This is a genomic window from Halarchaeum rubridurum (assembly GCF_014647115.1).
GTDB lineage: Archaea > Halobacteriota > Halobacteria > Halobacteriales > Halobacteriaceae > Halarchaeum > Halarchaeum rubridurum.
Genome location: NZ_BMOO01000002.1, coordinates 241,931 through 262,425, shown reverse-complemented (window position 1 = coordinate 262,425; position 20,495 = coordinate 241,931). Strand labels below are relative to the sequence as shown.

Genomic DNA, 20,495 nt, shown 5'->3' with positions numbered 1-20,495 from the left:
TGTTTACGCAATCACGTACTACCTACTCTAGAATGACCGACAGACGAGAAAATACCCCTTTGAGTTTACGACGGACGACTCGACGTCGCGGCGTCGCGCCCGCCCCTACTGGTCGGGGACGCCGGGGTCGGTGGCCGTGTCGATTTCGCCGTAGTGCTCTTCGAGGTACGCGCGTCCCTCCGCCGTCTCCACGAGGATGTCGTCGAAGATGGCCGCGTCCGTCTGGAACTTATGCACGTTTCGTAACACCGTGTTGTGGAAGTCGTCGAGGAAGTCGCCGTGCTCCTTGAAGAACTCGTGCACCCAGCGGCCCATCTGCTCGTCGCTGCGGAACTGCGTGACGAGATGCCAGTGGTACCGGCTGTCCGCGTTGAAGAACATGAGGACGTGGGGGTCCTCCCGGAGGTCCCAGTAACACGACTCCCACCCCTCCTCGAAGTTCGGGTAGTGGAAGGCGATTCGGAAGAGGTAGTGACGGAACATCTCCTGATTCGGGAAGATAGTCTCGCGGAACGCGCCCGAATCGGAGAGCTCCCGGAGTATCTCGTTGATGCGGTTGTGCGAGAGCTCGATTCCGTACTCGCTCTCCAGGATGTCGCTGAGCTCGCGCGTCGAGACCGTCGGATACTCGACACGCACCTTCATGATGACCACGTCGCGCGGCGAGATGTCGAGGTCGCCGTTCGAACTACTCATACGCCTCCTTCGACCCCGCCTCACGAAAACGTTCGTGATGAACCCCGCTGGCTCGTGGCGCGTGCGATGCGACCACCGCCTCGTCCACCCCTGTTCGACGCCGCGGACCCGCGGTGGCCCACTGCCGGCTGCCCCTGCCCGGCCGGCGACACCATCGGGACCGCCCGCCCGGACCGGGCGCACATACCGACCACGACGGCCACTCACTAAACGCAATCAACCACTCTGACCATACCCTTCACTCATACTGTCCAATCAAATGACCTGAGCAGAATTTACAGGCAGTATTACTGAGCAGTATTATTGGACAAAATTTCTGTTTAAGAACAATTCACCAAGTCACTACCCCGTCAAAACGGGCGACTCGGGGCCCGACCCTGTCCTCGCCTCAGATGTCGGTCACGCGCCGGTAGTCGTCGTCGAGCGCCTGCGCGTCCTCCGGGAGGAGCGCGACGGCGATGTACGGCGCGTACTCGTGGAAGTGGTCGACGAGCGCCGCAATCCGATTCGAGTCGATGGCCTCCAGCGAGTCGAGGAGCATGAACGGACACTCCTCGTACACCTCGTGGACGAGGTAGCCCGCCAGCCCGAAGACGAGGCCGATGACCTCGCGCTCGGACTCCGAGAGGTGCTCGACCGTGTCCTCGTACGCCGTCCCGTCCGCACCCGTCCGGATCACGTGGAGTCTGAACGCCGTCCGCTCGACCTTCCGGCGGCCCTCCCGCACCTGCTCGGTGGCGCGCTCGATCCAGACCCGCGAGACGTTCCCGTAGTCGAGCACGTCGAGCACCGTCTCCATGTGGTCGTTGAACGACTCGACGGCCTCCGCCTCCAGACGCTCGATCCGCGTCCGCAGCTCCGCGAGTTCGTCCGTGAGCGACTCGCGTTTCTCCGTCAGCTCCGACTTCCGGTCGACCTCCGCTTCGAGCGACGCGATCTCGGACTCGACGTCCTCCAGGTCGTCCTGGAGGTCGTTCAGTTCGAACTGGAGTTCGTTCGCCTCCCGGTGGAGGTCGAGCACGGCGCTGTGTCGGCCCGCTTCGAGTTCCTCGACCGTCTCCTCCAGTTCCTCGACGGCCTCCGCGGCCTCCTCGCGCTCCTCGGTGAGTCGCTCGACGTTCCCCTCACGCGTCTCGATCTCCTCACCGAGTTCGTCGAGGCGGGTTTCGAGGTCCTCGCGGCGCTCGACGCGCGACTCGATCTCGTTGCGCTCCGACTGGACCTCCTCGAGCTCGCTCGTCACCGACGAGCGCTCTTGGCGCTTCTCGCGGGCGAGCTCGCGCAGCGTGTCCAGCGTCTCCTCGATCTCCTCCATCGACACCTCGGAGCCGCAGGTCCAACAGCGCCCCGCGGCACTCTCCGCGCCGGCGAGGAGGGCGTCCGTCACCGCGTTCGAGTCCTCCCCGCCCTCGTCGTCCGCGAGCAGCTGGAGCACCTCGGTGTGTTCGCCCTCCAGCATCTCCTCGTTGAACTGGATGAGGCTCTGGAGCTGCGTGATCGTCGAGTCGAGCTCGCGCTTCCGGTCCCGGAGCGACGACACCTGTTCGTCGAGGTACTCCGCGCGGTCCCCCGCGACGCCCTCCAGCTCTTCGAGCGTCCCCGCGACGTCCTCGCGCTCCGAGCGCACCGACGAGAGGCTGGAGCGCTCGTTCTCCAGTCGGGAGGCGATCCGGTCCAGCTCAGCCCGCCGGTCGTTGAGGTCGTCGAGCGCGTCCTCCAGCTCGTCGCGCTCCTCGCGGGACTCGTCGACGTCCGCGTCCGCGTCGTCGATCTCCGCCTGCTTCTCCTCCAGGGCCTCGCGCTTCGCCTCGATCTCGTCGAGCAACTCGACGCGGCGCTCCTCCAGGTCGGGGATACGCCGGCCCGCGGCCTCCGCCTCCTCGATCTCGTCGTCGATCCGTTTGCGCTCCGCGAGCAACTCGTCGATCCGGTCGTTGATCGCCTCGGTGTCGACCGGCCGCATCACGAGCTCGCGCAGGTCGCCCTGCGTCGCCACCGCGCGTCGCGCCTCGTTGTCCTCCAGCAGGAACGCGAACAGGTCCGCGACCTCCGCGTCCTCGAGGATGGGGTCGCCCGAGAAGTCGACGCCGTCGCCGCGTCGCGTCAGCACGCGCGTGAACGTCTCCCCGTCGAGTTCGGCCTCGACGCGTCCCTCCTCGCTGTCGCCCTTGAGGGTGGCGCGCTCGCTACCCGCGACCGCCATCAGCGACTGGAGGAACGAGGTCCGGTTCGTCGCGTTCCGCCCGACGAGGACGTTCACGCCGGGTGTGAGGTGGACCGCGGTCTCTTCGATACCGCCGATGTTGGACACGCGCACGTCGACACCCGTGCCCGCCTCTCGGCTCGTCTGCATATAGCCGCGCTACGCCACCCGCCGACTTATAGGTACTGCAGACTCACTCGGCCGAGTCGAGCCGACAGTCGCATCCGCCGGCTTCGAGGAGGTCACCGAACTCGTGGCGTCGCCCGCACTCGTCGCAGGTCACGTGCGTCGTCACGATGACGTCGAAGCCGTCGAGCGCCACCTCCTCGCCCGCGAGCCGTTCGAGGTTGTTCGCGGCGATCTTCTCCGTGCGCGTCTCCAGCGACCCGACCGTGTTCCGCGTCGAGGCGACGCGGTCCGCCGGCTCCGGGTTCTTCTCGACGTCGAGACACTCACGGAGGTGCGTGTGTATCGACTGGTGTGAGACGAAGTCCCGCTGTACCCCCTCGACGTCCACGCCGTCGCGTTCGAGGCGGCCGATTGCCTGCGTCCGCATCCCCGCGCTCACGTCGTCGTCCGTCAGGAGCCGATACGTGTTCTCCAACTCGCCGTCGAGCACCTCGACGTTCGCCGCGCGCAGCGCCGCCTCCAGCACGCGCCGGTTGAAGTACTCCTTGAGGTCCCGGAGGCTGTACGACTCCCCGCCCTCGCCGCGCCACAGCGACGCGAGCTCGCCGTCGACGTCGTCGAGCCCGTACGCGTCCGCGACGCGCCCGACCTTACAGTCACAGGCCCCTTCGTCCGAACTCATCTATACCCCGCGTAAGCCGAGCCCCCACATAGTAGTATCGGCCGACGATTTACAAACCTATACGTGTAAGTGTTCGGAGGGCGTCTACCGGCGCCAATTGCCGGTTTATCGGTCGTACCCCCACTCCCGGAGGACGTCCGCGGCCTCGTCGAGGTGGCGCATCCCCGCGAGGTAGATAGCCTCGCGCGCGTCGAGCCGATAGACGTCCTCGCCGAGGAGCTTTTCGAGGTCGCGCTCCGCGTCGCGCGCCAGCGTATCCGTCTCGTCGCGCACGAACAACTGATGAACGTCCGGACGCTCGTCTTTCACCTTGTCCCGGCGGTAGATGTACGGGAACTCGACCGGCTCGTCCGCCCCGCCGGCCGCGTCTCCGCTCTCGCCGGCGGCCGATTCGTCGCTCGCGGCGGCGTCGGTCGTCCCCGCGTCCCCCGTGCCGTCCGCATCGTCTACGCCGTCCGCGCCGGACGCCTCCGCGGCCCCCGCGGACGGCTCGTCCGTCGGTTCGTCGGCCGCTTCGTCTTCGTCCACGGGTACTCTCTCGTCCTCCTCGTCGTCGGCGAACGGGTCGCTGGCTCCGGGTTTCATAGTCGCTCCTCCTCGGGGATGTCGTCCGCGTCGATGTCCACGTCGAACTGCGCGGAGACGTACCGCGCGAGCTCGTCGAACTGTGCGAGCGTCTCCAGTTCGCGTTCGCGGACCCGCTCACGGCCCGTGGCGAACGCGTACGGCGTCACCTGCTCGTCCCACGCGCCCTCCAGCATCGCACGGCGCTCCCGTATCTCCACGGGCGCGACCGGGAACTCCTGGGCTTCGAGGTCGGCCTCGTACTCCGCCTGCTTCTTCGTGTTCGAGACGCGGTTCGGGACGACGGCGAGCACTCCGACTTCCACGTCGTCGAGCGCCGCCTCGATGCCCTCGACGGTATCGCGCATCCCCTCCACGGACTCCCGGCCCTTCGCGGAGAGCTCCAGCGGAATCAGGAGGTTCGACGCCGCGTACACCGCGTTGTAGACGTGCTGGCCGCCCGTCGCCGGCGGGTCGATGAGGACGACGTCGTACGCCGCGGGCACGTCGTTCTCCTCCAGGACGCGACGGAGTTGGCGCTCGGGGACGAACTCCTCGCCCATGTCCTCCTCCATGCGCTGTGCGCGCAGGAGGTTTCGCTCCAGGGACTCCAGCATGTTGTGGCTCGGCACGAGGTCGATGCCGTCCGCGACTGACGTCACGAGGTCGTCGAAGTCGCCCTTTGGTCGCCCGATCATGTGGCGAACGAGGTTGTCCGCCTCCGGGTTCGCGCGCTCCTCCGTCGCGCCGAAGTGGTGGGTCGCCCCGCCGTCCTGCGGGTCGAGGTCCACGACGAGCACGCGCTGGCCGTGCCGGGCGTGCGCGGCCGCGAGCGTGACGGTGAAGGTGGTCTTTCCCACCCCACCCGCCTCGCTCCATATCGTGTATGCAATCGTCGCCATGCTCCTTCCCTCACCACCGCGGGGCAAGTATTTTTCGCCAACTTCTCCGGTCGTACTGCCCAGTATTACCAGAACGAGTCGATACACTTCATGTGACGATATACATCTACCGACCCCACTCCCGCTGCTCGCCCCCGCGATGCCGCGCGACGCCCGTCGCCCTCTCACCACAAAGTACATACGACTTCTCGTCACCTGTGTACGTATCTCATGAACGCCCAGCCCTCGGTAGCGACGATTCTGGACGACGCCGACCGTCCGCCCGCGGTGGCCTGAATGTTCGGGCGACCCCTCCGAACGGCCCTCCTCGGCGCGTTCCTCGCCTGCCTCCTCCTCGGGTCGAGCGTCGCCGGCGTCGCGCCCGTCGGCGCGCAGCAGGCGGGGAACTCCGGGCAGGTCATCGGGAACCCCGAACTCGACGTCTTCACGAACACGAAGGAGTTCGAACCCGGCACCGAAGCCACCCTCCGCCTCGGCGTCTCGAACCGCGGCGACGTCGAGCAGGGCGGCCCCTCACAGTACGAACAGCGCGTGACGACGGCCCGCGGGCTCACCGTCGACGCCCGGGCCGGCTCGGCACCCATCGAGGTGAACACCGGCACCGTCGGCGTCGGGAACGTCCCGACCGGGACGTCACCCGTCGACCCCATCGGCATCACCGTCTCGGACGACGCTGACCCCGGCACGTATCGCGTCCCGATAACGCTCTCCTACGCGTACACGCGCAGCGTGAGCTACGACGCGTACGGTGCCGAGTACCGCGACTTCGAGCGCGAGGAGACGCAGTACGTCACGGTCCGCGTTCGGGACCAGGCGCGCTTCGCGGTCGTGAACCGCTCGACGAGCGCGCAGGTCGGCTCGACCGGGTCGCTCTCCGTGACGGTCGAGAACGTCGGCACCCGCGCCGCGAGCGAGGCGAGCGCGACGGCCACCTCCCGGAGCGACGAACTCACCTTCGGCTCCGGCTCGGCGAGCTCGACCGCCCAGCTCGGCGCGTGGGAGCCCGGCGAGCGGCGGACCGTCGAATACGTCGTCGGGCTCGCGGACGACGCCGCGCTCCGCGAGTACACCGTCGACCTCGCGGTCGACTACACCGACCACAACGGAATCGCGCGCACCTCACAGACGCTGAACGTCGGCGTCGACCCGCGCGCCGAACAGGCCTTCGCCCTCGACGACGTCTCGACGTCGCTGCGCGTCGGCGAGGACGGCACCCTGCGCGCCACCGTCGTCAACACCGGCCCCGACCCCGTCCGCGACCCCGTCGTCCGGTTCTCGTCGAACGACCCGAACGTCCACGTCGACTCCGCCGAATACGCACTCGGGGACCTCGCGCCGGGCGAGCGCGCACCGGTCTCGTACACCGTCGCCGTCAGCGACGCCGCGAGCGCGAGCGTCCAGCAGTTCACCCTCACCGTCGAGTATCGGAACCAGCGCGGCGACGTCGAACGCAGCGACGGGCTGACGACGAACGCGGAGGTCGCCCCCCAGCGGGACCGGTTCGTCGTGGCGGTCGCCAACGACACGGTCCGCGCCGGCGGGTCGCGCGCGCTCACCGTCCGCGTGACGAACAACGGCGACGAACCGCTGCGGAACGTCGAGGCGAAGGCGTTCGTGCAGGACCCGCTCGGGAGCGACGACGACGAGGGCATCGTCCCGTCGCTCGCGCCCGGCGAGACCGACGAGTTCACCATCGCCCTGAGCGCCGGCGGGAGCGCGCTCGAAAAGCGCTACCCCGTCTCCGTCGACTTCCAGTACGAACTCCCCGACGGCGACACCGAGGTCTCACGGACGTACACCGTCCCCGTCACCGTCGCGCAGTCCTCGGGCGGCGGACCCCCGCTCACCCTCGTCGGCGGCGCCGTGCTCGTCGTCGCCGTCGTCGGGTTCGTCCTCTGGCGGCGCCGGCGGGAGTGACCGATGGACGTCCAGATAGACGCTCAACGCTACATCGACGCCGTCGATCACTGGATCGTCGACCGGCCGCGGACCGTCATCGTCGCCTTCCTGCTCGTCTCGGGCGTCTTCGCCCTCGGCCTCGGCGGCTCCGGCACCTCCTCGGGCACCAGCCAGTTCACCGAGGACGTCCCCGCACAGGAGGCCCTCTCCGACGTCAACGACAACTTCGAGCGCGTGACGTTCGAACCCGACACGGGGACGACGCAGCTGATTCAGTCGGGGGCGAACGTCCTCTCGAAGCCCGCACTCCTGCGGATGCTCCGCGCCCAAGAGCGCCTGCGGTCGAATCCCGATCTGCAGGTCGCAGGCACGACGAGCGTCGCGCGCACCGTCGCGCGGACGCTCGACCCCTCCGCGACGACGCTCGACGCGCAGATCGACGCCGTCGAGCGCGCGACGCCCGGCGAGATAGACGCCGCCGTCGCCACCGCGGCCGCGGAGAGCCCGGCGTTCGCGGCGAGTCTCAGCACGGACTTCAACGCCCGCTCCGCGTCCGCGTCGGCGACCATCGGGCTCGTCACCCACTCCCTCTCCGCCGAGACCGGCGACGGCGCAGGGACGAGCGGCTCCAGTCCTCTCACAGCAATCCAACAGCACGCCGTCTTCGTCGTCGACTCCGTCGGCGGCGACATCACGGTGTTCGGGAGCGGCATCCTCTCCGAGGAGTTCGCCGCGGTGATCGGCGACTCGCTCGCGCTCGTCGTCCCCGCCGCCGTCGTGCTCATCCTCTTCTTCCTCGTCATCGCGTACCGCGACCCCATCGACCTCGGGCTCGGCATCGTCTCGCTCGCCATGGCGATACTCTGGACGTTCGGCTTCATGGGTCACGCCGGCATCGCGTTCTCGCAGATGCTGATAGCCGTCCCGCCGCTCCTCCTCGCCGTCGGAATCGACTTCGGCATCCACGCCATCAACCGCTACCGCGAGGAACGCGTGCAGGGGTTCGGCGTGCGCGACTCGATGCGGACGGCGACCGACCAGCTGCTCCTCGCGTTCGTCATCGTCACCGGGACGACCGTCATCGGCTTCGCCGCGAACGCGAGCAGCCAACTCGGCCCGATCCGCGACTTCGGGCTCGTCGCCGCCGTCGGCATCGTCTTCACCTTCTGCATCTTCGGCGTCTTCCTCCCGGCGGCGAAGGTGGCCGCCGACGACCTCCGCGAGCGCGTCGGCGTCCCGCGTTTCGGCTCGCAACCGCTCGGCTCCGAGGAGTCGGTTCTCGGCGCGCTCCTCCCCCTCGGCGTCCGAATCGCCCGGGTCGCCCCGAAGCTCTTCCTCGCCCTCCTGCTCGTCAGCACCGCGTGGCTCGGCGCGTACGGCTCCGGCGTCGACAGCCGCTTCACCCAGGACTCCTTCCTCCCGCCCGAGGACAACCCCGACTACCTGGAGTACTTCCCGGAGGCCCTCCAGCCCCGCGACTACACGGTGACGGAGACGACGAACTACCTCGAAGAGCGCTTCCAGACGGGGGAGGAGGACGTCACGACGGTCTACGTCGAGGGGTCGCTGACGAACGACGGCGCGTTGGAGTCGATGTGGAAGGCCGGCGCGAGCCCCCCGGACAGCTTCGTCGTCGACGACGGCCACGCGCGCGAGACGAGCATCGTCACCGTCATCCGCGCCTACGCGCGACGGGACGCCGAGTTCGCGCGCCTCGTCGCGCGCAACGACCGGAACGCGAACGGCATCCCCGACGACGACCTGACGACGGTCTACGACGCACTCCTCGACTCGCCCGCCCGCGAGCGCGCGCTCGACTACATCACCGACGACTACACGGCGGCGCGCGTCCAGTACGCGGTCGAGGCCGACGCCTCGCAGGCCGCCGTCACGAGCGACACGCAGACCGTCGCCGACCGCTTCCGCTTCGAGGCGACCGCGACCGGCAGCGTCGTCGTGCTGAAGGCCGTCTCGGACGTCATCGCCGAATCGGCGTTCGTCAGCCTCCTCTTCGCGCTCCTCGGGACGGCCGCGTTCCTCGTCCTCATCTACGGGCTCCTCGAAGGGCGGCCGTCGCTCGGGGTCGTCAACCTCGTCCCCATCGCGGTGACCGTCGTCGGCATCGCGGCGACGATGCGCTACCTCGACATCCCGTTCAACGTCCTGACGGGAACCATCCTCTCCATCGGAATCGGCCTCGGAATCGACTACTCCGCCCACCTCGTCCATCGCTTCGCGGAGGAGTACGACGAGTCCGCGGACGTCTTCGACGCCCTCACGCGGACCGTGCGCGGGACCGGCGGCGCGCTCACCGGGAGCATGCTCACGACTGTCACCGGCATCGGCGTCCTCGCCATCGCCATCACGCCCGTCCTCGGCCAGTTCGGCCTCCTCACCGGACTCTCGATACTCTACTCCTACCTCGCGTCGCTGGTCGTGCTCCCGCCGGTCATCGTCGTCTGGGCGCGGTACGTCGACGGCCGCGACGCCCGACCCGGGAGGGAGGACGCCGCGGCGGATACCTCGACGGACTCGCCCGCGACGGGGTGACGGCGCGCGCCCGTGGCCGTCCGCGTCGCCTCAGTCCCCGTCCGTCTCGCGCACGTCGCCGAGGAGCCGGTCGCCGAACGCGACGACACAGAGCGCGCCGAGCGCGTCGAAGACGAGGTCGAGAGCGGTGTCCCGCGGCCCGTACGTGACGAGGAGCGGTTCCAGGTCGAAGCGCCGGGCGGTCCGGTGGACGGCGTACTCGATTCCCTCCCAGAGCACGCCGAGGCCGAGCGTGGCCGCGAGCACGGTTCGGGTCGTGTCGTGGCCGCGCCGTCGCGCGAACAGGTGCGCCGCCGTCCCGACGAGCGAGGCCGAGCAGAGGTGCGTGAGGTGGTCCCACCACCACGTCTCGTCGTACGGGCCGAGCATCCCGACCGCGTGGAGGAGGGCGGACGCCGACACCCAGACCCGGTGTCGGGGGCGAAAGCGGACCGCCGCCCCCCGTTCGAGCACGTCCGGGAGGAACGTCGCCGCGAGTCCGACGAGGGCGTTGACGACCGCCCCCGGGTCGCGCCGGCGGAGACCGGCGACGGCGACCGCGAGGAGGCCGAGCCGGAGCGCGCGGTCGGTCACGCGCCCGGCGCGAACGGACGGGTCCACAGTCATCACCGGGTCACTCGCGCGCCACGGTGTTAACTCCGCGGGTCGTCGAATACAGTATTACTGCTCCGTCATACTGACTGGAAAACCGAACGGTGGCTCCGGGGTCCGGTATCCGCGCCGCCGCCCGCCTCAGAAGTCGTCGAGGCGGCGCTGCGCGGCGGGGAGCGTGTCGTCGTCGCCCTCGACCGGGTCGGCACCGAGGAGTCGCGGGAGGGCGGTGTCGGCGAACGTCAGGCCGACGACGAGCAGTATCGGCGCGAGGAAGAGCCCGTAGAAGCCGAGGACGACCGGGCCGAGCGTGTACGCGAGCATCAGGAGCCCGACGTGGGTGTTCTCGCCGCTGAGAAGCGGGCGAAGCACGATGTCGGGAATCGTGTCCACGACGACGACGGCGACGACGAGGAAGCCGACGACGTAGACGAGCAGTCCCGTCCGGCCCGTGAGCGCGACCGGAATCGCGGTAATCGCCGCGAGCGGGAGGTAGACGAGCTTCATGCCGACGACGGGGACGAGGCTCGCGAGACCGGTGAGCGCGCCCGCGAGCGCCGGATACGGCACCTGAACCGCCTCGGGCGCGACGAAGTTGTACGCGCTGAACGACGCGATGGCGATGAGCGCCACCGCGATGACGTTCAGGAGGTTCCCGAAGAGGACGGCCTCGAGTTCGACGTCCGTCGCCTCCAGGTAGTCCCGGACGATGGCGTCGTCGTCGAAGCGCAGCAGCCACTCGCGGAGGCGGCCGCCGTCGACGAGCAGGTAGTAGGTGACGATGATGATGACGAACAGGTCGAGGAACAGCTCGGAGAGGAGGCTCGTGAGGAAGGCCGCGTGGTCGGTCGCGAACGTGATGAAGGGGCTGAGCTGGCCGGACTGATAGGCGGTGTAGAGGCCGTCGATGGTGAGCGGCGGGAGGGTGTCGATTCCCTCGAACCACGGGAGGCGGGCCGCGGCGACGTCGAGGAGGGCGTACTGCGTGATGAACGAGCGCGCGTCGACGACGAGGAGGACGACCGCGTAGCCGATCAGGAGGACGAGCGGGACGGCCAACGACGCGAGGACTATCGCCGCGCGGGCGCGCGAGGGGAGGTGGAGGCGTCTCAGCGACTTGTGGTAGCGCCGCGTCGAGTAGTAGAGGAAGACCGAAACGGTCAGCGGCGCGATGAACCGGTACGCGAGGAAGGCCAGGGCGGCGGCGACGAGGACGCCGAAACAGGCGACCACGAGTCGCTTCTCGTTCATGTTCTTCCGTCTCGTGCGCGCGTAGTAAAGCGTGGGGCCTATCGTGGTCACCGCCGCGACGGCGTCGAACAGCCGCGCTCGTCGGCGCGTCCGACCGCCGCCGTCGCCGCCGCCCGCCCGTCCGCACCACCGCGAACCTCGCATAGTAGGTTCCGCGCGGGGGCCCGGTAAGTGAATAGACGACGGTCTTTCTCGGCGGCGGGCACTCCGTTCGGGCGTATGCGACTCAAACTCGCCGCCATCGCACTCGGAATCGTCGTCGTCGCCTCCGCCTTCGGGGCGAGCGCGTTCACCACCGCGACCGTCGAGCGTGACGCCAGCCTCAACGTCGCCACGGACAGCGGCGGTCTCGTCGGCCTGAGCGCCGGCGACTCCGGGCTCGTCACGACGAGCAACGACCAGCTCGCCATCGACGTCACGGCCGGCACTGCCAACGGCGTCAACCCGAACTCGACGCTCACCATCGGCAACACGTCGTCGCCGGCGTTCACCATCACGAACAACTTCCCGAACGCCCACACGTTCAACATCACGTACGACATGGCGAACGACCCCGACCCGACCACGGAGAACGTCAAGTTCGAGCTCATCAACAGCAGTAGTCAAACCGTCACTACCGTGAACGAGGACACCGGCTACGAGGGCGAGCTCGGCGCGAACGAGGCGCTCGACGTCGTCGTCACCGTCGACTCCGGCGGGCAGACGAGCGGCGCCGACCTCACCGGGACGCTGAACGTCACGGCCTAAACGCTCACGCTCTCACCGTTCTTCGTGCTCCGTACCGCCGCCCTCGCCGCGCTCCTCGTCGTCGCCGCGCTCGTCGCCGCGCCGGCCGGTTCGCCCGTGCAGGTGTCCTACGTCTACTCGGACAGCATGCACCCGACCATCGGCGTCGGCGACGGCTACGTCCTCGTCCCCGCGGGCGACGTCGAGACGGGAGATATCGTGACGTTCTGGAGCGAGACGCGCGGGGCCTACACGACCCACCGCGTCGTCGCCGAGACCGCGGACGGCTTCCGCACGAAGGGCGACAACAACCCCGTCGCCGACCAGGCCGCCGGCTACCCGCCGGTCCCGCGCGACGCCGTCGTCGGGCGCGTGCTGACGTGGAACGACGAGCCGGTCGTCGTCCCGCACCTCGGGCGCGCCGTCCGCTTCGTCCACGACAACGTCGCGCTCCTCGTCGGCCTCGTCGGGCTCGCCGCGCTCCTCGGTCGCGGCCGCTCGGCCGGGCGTCCCACCCGACCCGCGAGCGCCCGCTCGGTCCTCCTCCCGCTCCTCATCGCCGCCGTGGTGGGGACGGCCGGCATCGTCGCGCTCGGCGGCGTGACGCACGCGGAGACCATCGTCGCCGTCCACGACCCGACCGGCACCGGTACGCTTCCCACCGTCGCCACGGGGTCGACGCACGCGCTGAACTACACCGTCGCCGTCCCGTCGCGGCCGTGGACCGACCGCGTCGTCCACACCGCGGGACTGCACGACGTCGCCGTCTCGCGGAACGCCACCACGCTGACGGTCGCCGGGCGGGTCCGCGCCCCCGCCGAACCCGGGGCGATACCGGTCGAGGTCGCGGTCCGGCGCTACCCCGCCGTGCTCCCGCACTCGGTGCTCGCGCGCCTCGACGCCGCCGAACCCCTGCTCGCGGCCGCCGTCTCCGCGGCGCTCGCGTTCTCGCCCGCCGTCGCGCTCGCGGCCCTCGTCGACGGTCGCGAACGCCTCCGCGGGTCGCGTTCGCGCTGGTGGCGACTCCTCACGGAGGGGTTCGAGTGAGCCGGCGACGCACCCGCTCGCGCGGGCCCTCCGGTCGCGCGCTCCTCGTCGCGGCGCTCGCAATCGCCGTCATCGTCGCCGTCGCCGTCGGCGGCGCGGGCACCGGCGCGTTCGCCACCTCGGCCGTCGAGCGCGGCTCCGCGCTCCCGGTCGCCGCGGACGAGGGCGGCGTCGTCGGTCTCGACGTGAACGACTCCGTGCGAGCGAACGACACGAGTCGCCTCGTCACCGTGACGAACACCCTGGATGCGCCCGCGAGCGCGACCGTCTCGCTCCACGAGAGCGCGCGCGACGACGCCGACCTCGTCGTGGACGACACGAGCGTGGGCGACGAGGCGACGCTCGCCCTCGACCCGGGTGCGAGCGACACCGTGGACGTCCGCGTCGCGTCCGGCACGACGCTGGACACGCTCGGCTTCGACGTCACCGCGAGCGGCGAGCGCGGCGTCACCGTCTCGGCACCCGACAGATCGACCGCGATTACCACCTGACACACCGTGCTCCCACCCCGACTCAGATACGTGCTCGCAAAGCGCGGCCCGGCCGTCGCGCTCGTCCTCGCCCTGCTCGCGCTCGCCGCGTTCGGCGCGGCCGCGTGGACGACCGCCCATCCGCCGACGACGACCGTCACGGACCGCGCGAACGTCCAGCACGTCGCGCTCGACACGTCCGGGCGTGCGACCGTCGCCGGCGACGGCGCGCTCCACGACCCTGGGACGGTCCTCGACGACCCCGCGGTCTACCCGCGCGCCGCCCCCGACCTCGTCTACACGGCGCGGACGGGGAGCACGAACGCGTCGTTCGCCCGCGTCGCGCAGAACGTCACGCTCGTCTACACGGCGACTCGTGACGACGAGACGTTCTGGACGCGCGCCGTCCCGCTCGGGTCGAACGCGACGACGGATACTGAGAGCGTCACGACGCCCGTGCGCATCGACACCGAGCGCGTCCGCGAGCGCCTCGCCGACTACCGGGCGGCCGCGGGCGACGCCGGGAGCGTGGACGTCGCCGTCAGGACCACGGCCACGTACCGCGTCGCGGGCTACGAGGGGTCGCTCTCGACGAGCGCGCCGCTCGCGTTCGGCGACGCGTGGTACGACGTCGAGTCGGCCGCGGACACCCGACGTCACGACGACGAGGTCGCGCGCACCGTCGCGGTGCCCTCGACCCGCCTCGTCCCGCCGTGGGCGCTCGCCGGCGCCGGCGGACTCCTCGCGCTCGCGGCGCTCCTCGTCGTCGGCTGGTACCGCGCGTGGCGGCCGTCGGTCCCGCGACTCGCCGAGGCGGTCCACCGACACCGCCACGACGAGTGGATATCGACCGGCCGCGTCCCGGAACCGGGGGACGCGCTCGTGGTCGAGACGGCGACGCTCGAAGACCTCGTCGACGTCGGAATCGACGCGGGGTCGCGCGTCATCCACGACCCCGAACGCGGCCGGTACGTGGTGGTCACGCCCGCGGCGCACTACCGCTACGACGCGCGCGCCGACGGCGACGACGCGTAACTCACCGCTCGAAACGGGACCGACCGATAGAAGTCGGCGGCCGAAACAGTACGGTTTGGATGACGGACGCGTCACCGACCCGACTCGCGGTGGTCGACGACGACGAGGCCTACCTCGACCTCCTCGAAACGGCGCTCGAACGGACGGACACGCCCCTCGACGTCACGGCGACGACTGACCCGACGCGCGTCCTCGACGCCGTCGAGGCCGGCACGGTCGACTGCGTCGTGAGCGACTACGAGATGCCGGCGTCGAGCGGGCTCGACCTCCTCGACGCCGTTCGCGAGCGCGACGAACACCTCCCCTTCGTCCTCCTCACGGGCGTCGGGAGCGAGCGCGTGGCGAGCGACGCCATCGACGCCGACGTCACCAGCTACCTCTCGAAGTACGCCGAGGAGTCCATCGCGGCGCTCGCCGAGCGCGTCGCCGAGACCGCCACCGACGCCGCGAGCGCGTACTACCGCCGGCGCGCGCTCGACGAACACCTCGCGTTCGTCGAGTCCGTCCTCGGCGCGCTCGACGACGTCGTCTACGTCGTCGACGCCTCCGGGACGCCGCTCTACTGGAGCGACGCGCTGCGCGACGTCACCGGCTACGGCGACGACGACCTCTCGCACCTCACGGTCTACGACATCGTCCCCGAGGCCGAACACGAGACGCTGACGGCCGCCCTCGACACGGTCCGGGGCGGCGCGTCCGTCACGGTGCGCCTCCCGCTCGCCCCGCGCGAGGGCGACTCCGTCCCCTTCGAACTCAGCGCCGCACCGCTCTACGGGGACGACGGCGACGTCGTCGGCATCGCCGGCATCGGGCGCGACCTCACGGAGCGCGAGCGCTACGAGCGCGGCCTCGAAGGGCTCCAACGAACCACGAGTCGCCTCCTCGACGCGGACGACCCGGACGGCGTTGCGGTCGCCGTGACCGAGGCCGCCGAGTACGTCGCCCCGGACGCCTACGGCGTCGTCTACCGACACGACCCCGCGAGCGGGACGCTCGTGCCCGCGGCGGCCACCGACGGCATCGACGACGCGGCCTTCACCTACGACGTCGCGGAGGACGTCCCGGCGGCGCGCGTGTATCGCTCCGGCGACCCGGAGCGCGCCGCCACCGCGGCCATCGACGACGGCCGGGACCGCGGGGCCGTCGACAGCGTCGCCGCCTTCCCACTCGGAGCGCACGGCGTCCTCGTCTTCGGCTTCGACGAGACCGACGACGACGCGGCGCGCGCGTGGACGCTCGCCGGCATCCTCGCCGCGAACGCGACCGCCGCCCTCGACCGCCTGGAGCGGACCGCGGCCCTCCGCGACCGGGAGCGCGTGCTCGCCACGCTCCACGCCCGCTCGGCGGAGCTGGCGCGCGCGACCGACCCCGAGGCCGTCGCCGAGACAATCGTCGACGCCGCGCGGAGCGTCGTCGACGCGCCCGGGTTCGCGGTCTACCGCTGGGAGGACGCGGCGGGGCGACTCGTCCCCTCCGCGGTCGCGGGCGACGTCGACCCGTCGGTGGTCGACGCGACGGCCGACGGGTGGCTCGTCTGGGAGGCCTTCGTGGAGGGGGAGACGACGGCCGCCGCCGACCTCGCGGACGACCCCTCGCGGGCCCCGTGGCCGGGCGCGCGCAGCGCCGTCGCGGCCCCGCTCGGCGAACACGGCGTCTTCGTCGCCGCCGCGCCCACCCCGGACGCCCTCGACGACCGCGACGTCGAGTTCGTCGACCTCATCGTGACGTACGCGACGAGCGCGCTCGAACGCGCCGCCCGCGAGGCCCGCCTCCGCGAGACCGAGGACGAACTCCGCGATCGCAACGCCGAACTCCAGCGTCTCAACCGCCTGAATCGGGTGATACGCGACATCACGGGCGCGCTCGTCGACGCCGAATCGCGCGGCGGCGTCACGCACGCCGTCTGCGAGAACCTCGCCGCGGACGACCGCTACGCGCTCGCGTGGATCGGCCGCCACGAGGGCGACGAGACCCGCGTCGAGGCGTGGGCTGGTGCCGGCGAGTCGTTCCTCGATCACGTCGTCGAGCGCGGTGTGGACCATCCGCTCGCGCGGTCCGGGAAGGAGGCGAGGACGGACACCGCCCCGCGCGAGCGCGCGACCGTCGTCGACGACGTGCTGCGCGACCCCGCGTTCGCCGACCTGCGCGACGAGGCGATGCGCCGCGGCTTCCGGAGCGCGATACGCCTCCCGCTCTCCCACCGCGACCGGCGCTACGGTTTTCTCGAACTCTACGCGCGCGTCCCCGGCGCGTTCGGGGGCGAGGAACGCGAGGTCCTCGACGAGCTCGCCGCGCACATCGCGGACGCGCTCGCCGCCGTCGACCGGACGGAGACCCTCCTCTCCGGGCGGTCGCTCGAACTGCGCTTCTCGCTGACCGCGACCGACGACCCGCTGTTCGCGCTCGCAGAGCGGGCGGGGCGCGCGCTCGATGTGACGTCCATCGCCCCGCACGACGGCGGGTGGCTCCTCCACGCGTCGGTCGCGGGCGAACCCGCGCCGGTCGTCGAGGCCGCGACGGGACGCGTCGCCGTCGCCGACGCCGAGGTCGTCCGCTCCGACGACGACGGGTCGATGCTCGCCATCGTCGTCTCCGACTCCCCGGTCCTCAGCGCCTTCGCGGACCGCGACGCGACGATTCGCCGCCTCCGCGCGACGCCGACCGGTGGAACCGTCACGGTCGCGGTCAGTCCCACGACCGACGTCCGGGCGTTCGCGGACGCGATTGGCGAGCGCCTCCCGAGCGCGGACCTCAGCCGCCGCGCGCCCGCGGGCGACACCGCGGCGAATGCCCTCCGCCACGACCTCTCGGAGGTCCTGACGGCCAAGCAACTGCAGGCGCTCCGGACCGCGTACGCCCGCGGCTACTTCGAGTGGCCCCGCGAGACGACGGGCGAGGTCGTCGCGGACGAACTCGGCGTCGCCGGGCCGACCTTCCACCAACACCTCCGCAAGGCGCTCGGTCGCCTCCTCGACGACGCCCTCGGGACGCCGCGATGAGTCGGCCGCCGCGCCCGCTGCGCCTGCTGCGCCTGCTGCGCCCGTTGCACCCGTCGCGCCCGTCGCACCCGTCTGCCCGCCACGTCCGACCGCGGGGCCTTTCACCGCCCGGTTCCTTCCCGGCGTATGAACCCCGAGGACCCCACGGACCCCGAGACCGCCGAGGACCCCGAGGCCGTCCGCGCGGACTGGGCCGAGCGCGAGGGCGAGTTCTCGCCGACCTACTACGCCCATCTCGGTCCGAACGAGGTGAGCGAGACGATCCGCGACGCCCTCGACCACTACGTCTCGACGGACGCCGCGATTCTCGAAGTCGGCTGTAGCTCCGGGCGACACCTCGAACACCTCCGCCGCGGCGGCTACGAGAACCTCACCGGTATCGACCTCAACGACGAGGCCTTCGACGTGATGGAGTCGGAGTTCCCTGCGCTCGCCGACACCGGGACCTTCCGCGTCGGCGCCATCGAGGACGTCGTCCCCGAGTTCGACGACGACGCCTTCGACGTCGTCTACTCCGTCGAGACGCTCCAGCACGTCCACCCCGACGACGCGTGGGTCTTCGAGGACCTCGTGCGCGTCACCTCCGACCTCCTCGTCACCGCCGAGAACGAGGGGAACGGCCCCCAGCGCGGCCGCGAGGGCCGCGAAGTGAGCTACGTCAACGACGATTTCCCGCTCTACCACCGCGACTGGAAGGCGATATTCGGCGACCTCGGCCTCGCTCACCTGCTGGCCGAACCCACGAAACGCGACACCATCCGCGTCTTCCGCGCGCCGTAGGGCTCCCGGCCCGACCGCCCGCCCCGCGCCCCCGCGCCACTTTTTCGGGCCCTTCGTCGCCGGCGCGCGGGCGTACCTTTTTTCGCCCGCGACGCCGATTTGCCGATATGGCCGGCGAATCCACGCGCGTGCTCGAACGCGGCGACGACGCCCCGGCGTTCTCCCTGCCGGGCGTCGACGGCGAGACGTACGCCCTCGATGACTTCGCGGACAACGAGGCGCTCCTCGTCGTCTTCACCTGCAACCACTGCCCGTACGCGAAGGCGAAACACCCCGCGCTGAACGCCATCGCGGCCGACTACGACGACGTCGCGGTCGTCGGCATCAACCCGAACGACGCCGAGGCCTACCCCGCCGACTCCGTCGAGGGGATGCGCGAGGAGGTCGAGTCGGGCCGGATCGCCTACGACGCCTACCTCCGCGACGAGTCGCAGGACGTCGCGGCGGCCTACGGCGCGGTCTGCACTCCCGACCCCTACCTCTTCGCCCGCCGCGGCGACGCCTTCGAGCTCGTCTACCACGGCCGCCTCGACGACGCGCTGACCCCCGACGCGGACCCGTCGGGCGACCCCGGCTTCGAGATGCGCGACGTCATCGACAGCGTCCTCGCCGGCGGGGACGTCGACGCCGACTTCCGGCCGTCGCGGGGCTGCACGATCAAGTGGCGCGAGGGGAACGAACCCGACTACTGGGACGATCTCTGAACGAAAATACTCGGCAGAACAGAACTAGCTGGGAGCCGACACCACTCATAGGATACGTCCATTGAGAGGCTCCCGGGACGACGTTAGCGGGCTTGGGAGGCAAGATGACGACTACACCAATCGACAGTATCGGAGACCTATCGGACACACTCGATACCCGCTCCTCCGCCATCGCTCGCGTCTCGCCTCGCCGTTCGCGTCGTCCCGTCCGGCACGCGCCGGCACGGAAGGACCTATACGGCGAGCGATAGAACCCCGTGACATGACACAGGAGTCGGCGACCGTCACGCGCGTCGAGTTCGACATGGAGTGGCCGCCCGGCCACGTCGCGGTGTACGTCCTCGACGGCGCGGAGACGATCCTGTTCGACGGCGGCGTCCCGCCCGAGCGCGTCGACGGCGCGTCCTTCGCGGAGCGCAGCGGCTACGCCCTCGCGGACATCGACCACGTCTTCCTCACGCACCCCCACCCGGACCACATCGGCCACCTGCGCGCGGTCGTCGAGGCCGGCGACCCCGTCGTGCACGCGCCGCTCACCGCGAGCGACCGCGTCCGACGCCCCCCCGAGGTCGTCGCCGAGCGGACGCGACAGACAATCGCCGCGAGCGGTGCCGACGCGGACACGCGGGCGACGATGCGTGAGGAGGAGCGCTCGATTCGCGACCGCATCCGCCGCGACTTCCCGCTCGACGCGGTCGACGACTGGGTCGTGGACGACCAGCGCGTCACCGTCGGCGAACGCGCCATCGACGCCGTCTGGACGCCGGGTCATCAGGCCGACCACCTCTGCTACGTCACGGACCTCGGCGACGAGCGCGTGGCGTTCTCGGGCGACATCGCCATCGAACCGTTCCGTCCCGCGCTCCTCAACGACCGCCTCGATCTCGAACGCCACCGCGCCGTCGCGGACTTCCGGCGGACGCTCGACCGACTCGACGACCTGTCCCTCGACCGCGTCTACCCCGGCCACGGCCCGGTCCACGAGTCGTTCGCGGCGACGCTCGAACGCGACCGCGGGAGCCTCGAACACCGAATCGACGGCGTCCGAGCAGTGCTCGCGGACGGCCCGGGGACCGCCGTCGAGGTCGCGGACGCCGTCGTCGGCGACCACGACCTCGTCTACCTCTTCCCGGAGGTGCTCGCCGCGCTCTGCGACCTCGTCAACCGCGGGGTTGCCGTCCGCGAGGCCGGACCGGACGGCGACCGGTATCGGCTCGCCTGAAGCGCACCGTTCTCGCCCTCTCTTCGGCCGCCCGGTTCTGCTTCG

General features: G+C 70.6%; 17 protein-coding genes. 10 read left to right on the top strand and 7 right to left on the bottom strand.

What is annotated here, in order from left to right; translation table 11 throughout:
- Positions 1 to 105 precede the first annotated feature (105 nt).
- The 5 genes from IEX84_RS04725 to IEX84_RS04705 form a co-directional block, all read right to left on the bottom strand.
- On the bottom strand, positions 106 to 696 hold the full coding sequence (locus IEX84_RS04725) for a helix-turn-helix domain-containing protein (RefSeq protein WP_188870357.1): 591 nt from the start codon (positions 694 to 696) through the stop codon (positions 106 to 108).
- 388 nt (positions 697 to 1,084) lie between these two features.
- Complete coding sequence (locus tag IEX84_RS04720) at positions 1,085 to 3,049, bottom strand: archaea-specific SMC-related protein (protein ID WP_188870355.1); 1,965 nt, start codon at positions 3,047 to 3,049, stop codon at positions 1,085 to 1,087.
- A gap of 43 nt (positions 3,050 to 3,092) precedes the next feature.
- Positions 3,093 to 3,710, bottom strand: a complete 618-nt coding sequence (gene rdfA, locus IEX84_RS04715; protein WP_188870353.1) for a rod-determining factor RdfA — start codon at positions 3,708 to 3,710, stop codon at positions 3,093 to 3,095.
- A gap of 105 nt (positions 3,711 to 3,815) precedes the next feature.
- Positions 3,816 to 4,295, bottom strand: a complete 480-nt coding sequence (locus IEX84_RS04710) for a hypothetical protein (protein WP_188870351.1) — start codon at positions 4,293 to 4,295, stop codon at positions 3,816 to 3,818.
- On the bottom strand, positions 4,292 to 5,176 hold the full coding sequence (locus IEX84_RS04705; protein WP_188870349.1) for a ParA family protein: 885 nt from the start codon (positions 5,174 to 5,176) through the stop codon (positions 4,292 to 4,294). Before IEX84_RS04705 ends, IEX84_RS04710 begins: the two co-directional genes overlap by 4 nt.
- A gap of 276 nt (positions 5,177 to 5,452) precedes the next feature.
- Here IEX84_RS04705 and IEX84_RS04700 point away from each other — a divergent pair, with 276 nt between their 5' ends.
- Both IEX84_RS04700 and IEX84_RS04695 read left to right on the top strand, forming a co-directional pair.
- The gene (locus tag IEX84_RS04700) at positions 5,453 to 7,093 is read left to right on the top strand and encodes a COG1361 S-layer family protein (RefSeq protein ID WP_229732306.1); all 1,641 of its coding nucleotides are present in this window, start codon (positions 5,453 to 5,455) and stop codon (positions 7,091 to 7,093) included.
- 3 nt (positions 7,094 to 7,096) lie between these two features.
- A complete protein-coding gene (locus IEX84_RS04695) occupies positions 7,097 to 9,625 on the top strand; it encodes an efflux RND transporter permease subunit (protein WP_188870347.1) in 2,529 nt (842 codons plus the stop codon).
- A 30-nt stretch (positions 9,626 to 9,655) separates the two neighbouring features.
- Here the strand turns inward: IEX84_RS04695 and IEX84_RS04690 are convergent, their stop codons facing one another.
- Positions 9,656 to 10,231, bottom strand: coding sequence for a hypothetical protein (locus tag IEX84_RS04690; RefSeq protein WP_188870345.1), 576 nt, complete (start codon positions 10,229 to 10,231; stop codon positions 9,656 to 9,658).
- Between the two features lie 126 nt (positions 10,232 to 10,357).
- Positions 10,358 to 11,467 (bottom strand): AI-2E family transporter, encoded by a 1,110-nt coding sequence (locus IEX84_RS04685; RefSeq protein WP_188870343.1) that lies wholly within the window; start codon positions 11,465 to 11,467, stop codon positions 10,358 to 10,360.
- Positions 11,468 to 11,686: 219 nt separating this feature from the next.
- Here IEX84_RS04685 and IEX84_RS04680 point away from each other — a divergent pair, with 219 nt between their 5' ends.
- The 8 genes from IEX84_RS04680 to IEX84_RS04645 all read left to right on the top strand — a co-directional run bounded on the left by IEX84_RS04680 (position 11,687) and on the right by IEX84_RS04645 (position 20,450).
- Positions 11,687 to 12,214 (top strand): hypothetical protein, encoded by a 528-nt coding sequence (locus IEX84_RS04680; RefSeq protein ID WP_188870341.1) that lies wholly within the window; start codon positions 11,687 to 11,689, stop codon positions 12,212 to 12,214.
- 24 nt (positions 12,215 to 12,238) lie between these two features.
- Positions 12,239 to 13,240, top strand: a complete 1,002-nt coding sequence (locus IEX84_RS04675; RefSeq protein WP_188870339.1) for a signal peptidase I — start codon at positions 12,239 to 12,241, stop codon at positions 13,238 to 13,240.
- A complete protein-coding gene (locus tag IEX84_RS04670; protein ID WP_188870337.1) occupies positions 13,237 to 13,731 on the top strand; it encodes a hypothetical protein in 495 nt (164 codons plus the stop codon). The genes IEX84_RS04675 and IEX84_RS04670 overlap by 4 nt, the downstream gene beginning before the upstream one ends.
- Positions 13,732 to 13,761: 30 nt before the next feature.
- Positions 13,762 to 14,745: a DUF5305 family protein gene (locus IEX84_RS04665; protein ID WP_188870335.1), complete on the top strand. Its 984-nt coding sequence runs from the start codon at positions 13,762 to 13,764 to the stop codon at positions 14,743 to 14,745.
- 89 nt (positions 14,746 to 14,834) lie between these two features.
- Positions 14,835 to 17,744 (top strand): GAF domain-containing protein, encoded by a 2,910-nt coding sequence (locus IEX84_RS04660; protein ID WP_188870333.1) that lies wholly within the window; start codon positions 14,835 to 14,837, stop codon positions 17,742 to 17,744.
- Between the two features lie 126 nt (positions 17,745 to 17,870).
- Positions 17,871 to 18,524, top strand: a complete 654-nt coding sequence (locus IEX84_RS04655; protein WP_188870331.1) for a class I SAM-dependent methyltransferase — start codon at positions 17,871 to 17,873, stop codon at positions 18,522 to 18,524.
- 107 nt (positions 18,525 to 18,631) lie between these two features.
- Positions 18,632 to 19,228, top strand: a complete 597-nt coding sequence (locus IEX84_RS04650; protein ID WP_188870329.1) for a thioredoxin family protein — start codon at positions 18,632 to 18,634, stop codon at positions 19,226 to 19,228.
- A gap of 262 nt (positions 19,229 to 19,490) precedes the next feature.
- The gene (locus IEX84_RS04645; RefSeq protein WP_188870327.1) at positions 19,491 to 20,450 is read left to right on the top strand and encodes an MBL fold metallo-hydrolase; all 960 of its coding nucleotides are present in this window, start codon (positions 19,491 to 19,493) and stop codon (positions 20,448 to 20,450) included.
- Positions 20,451 to 20,495: the final 45 nt, after the last annotated feature.

What these genes read in the sequence shown, in the direction of transcription:
- IEX84_RS04725 (WP_188870357.1), bottom strand. Translation starts at nt 696, where the DNA reads ATGAGTAGTTCGAACGGCGACCTCGACATCTCGCCGCGCGACGTGGTC.
- IEX84_RS04720 (WP_188870355.1), bottom strand. Translation starts at nt 3,049, where the DNA reads ATGCAGACGAGCCGAGAGGCGGGCACGGGTGTCGACGTGCGCGTGTCC.
- rdfA (WP_188870353.1), bottom strand. Translation starts at nt 3,710, where the DNA reads ATGAGTTCGGACGAAGGGGCCTGTGACTGTAAGGTCGGGCGCGTCGCG.
- IEX84_RS04710 (WP_188870351.1), bottom strand. Translation starts at nt 4,295, where the DNA reads ATGAAACCCGGAGCCAGCGACCCGTTCGCCGACGACGAGGAGGACGAG.
- IEX84_RS04705 (WP_188870349.1), bottom strand. Translation starts at nt 5,176, where the DNA reads ATGGCGACGATTGCATACACGATATGGAGCGAGGCGGGTGGGGTGGGA.
- IEX84_RS04700 (WP_229732306.1), top strand. Translation starts at nt 5,453, where the DNA reads ATGTTCGGGCGACCCCTCCGAACGGCCCTCCTCGGCGCGTTCCTCGCC.
- IEX84_RS04695 (WP_188870347.1), top strand. Translation starts at nt 7,097, where the DNA reads ATGGACGTCCAGATAGACGCTCAACGCTACATCGACGCCGTCGATCAC.
- IEX84_RS04690 (WP_188870345.1), bottom strand. Translation starts at nt 10,231, where the DNA reads ATGACTGTGGACCCGTCCGTTCGCGCCGGGCGCGTGACCGACCGCGCG.
- IEX84_RS04685 (WP_188870343.1), bottom strand. Translation starts at nt 11,467, where the DNA reads ATGAACGAGAAGCGACTCGTGGTCGCCTGTTTCGGCGTCCTCGTCGCC.
- IEX84_RS04680 (WP_188870341.1), top strand. Translation starts at nt 11,687, where the DNA reads ATGCGACTCAAACTCGCCGCCATCGCACTCGGAATCGTCGTCGTCGCC.
- IEX84_RS04655 (WP_188870331.1), top strand. Translation starts at nt 17,871, where the DNA reads ATGAACCCCGAGGACCCCACGGACCCCGAGACCGCCGAGGACCCCGAG.
- IEX84_RS04650 (WP_188870329.1), top strand. Translation starts at nt 18,632, where the DNA reads ATGGCCGGCGAATCCACGCGCGTGCTCGAACGCGGCGACGACGCCCCG.
- IEX84_RS04645 (WP_188870327.1), top strand. Translation starts at nt 19,491, where the DNA reads ATGACACAGGAGTCGGCGACCGTCACGCGCGTCGAGTTCGACATGGAG.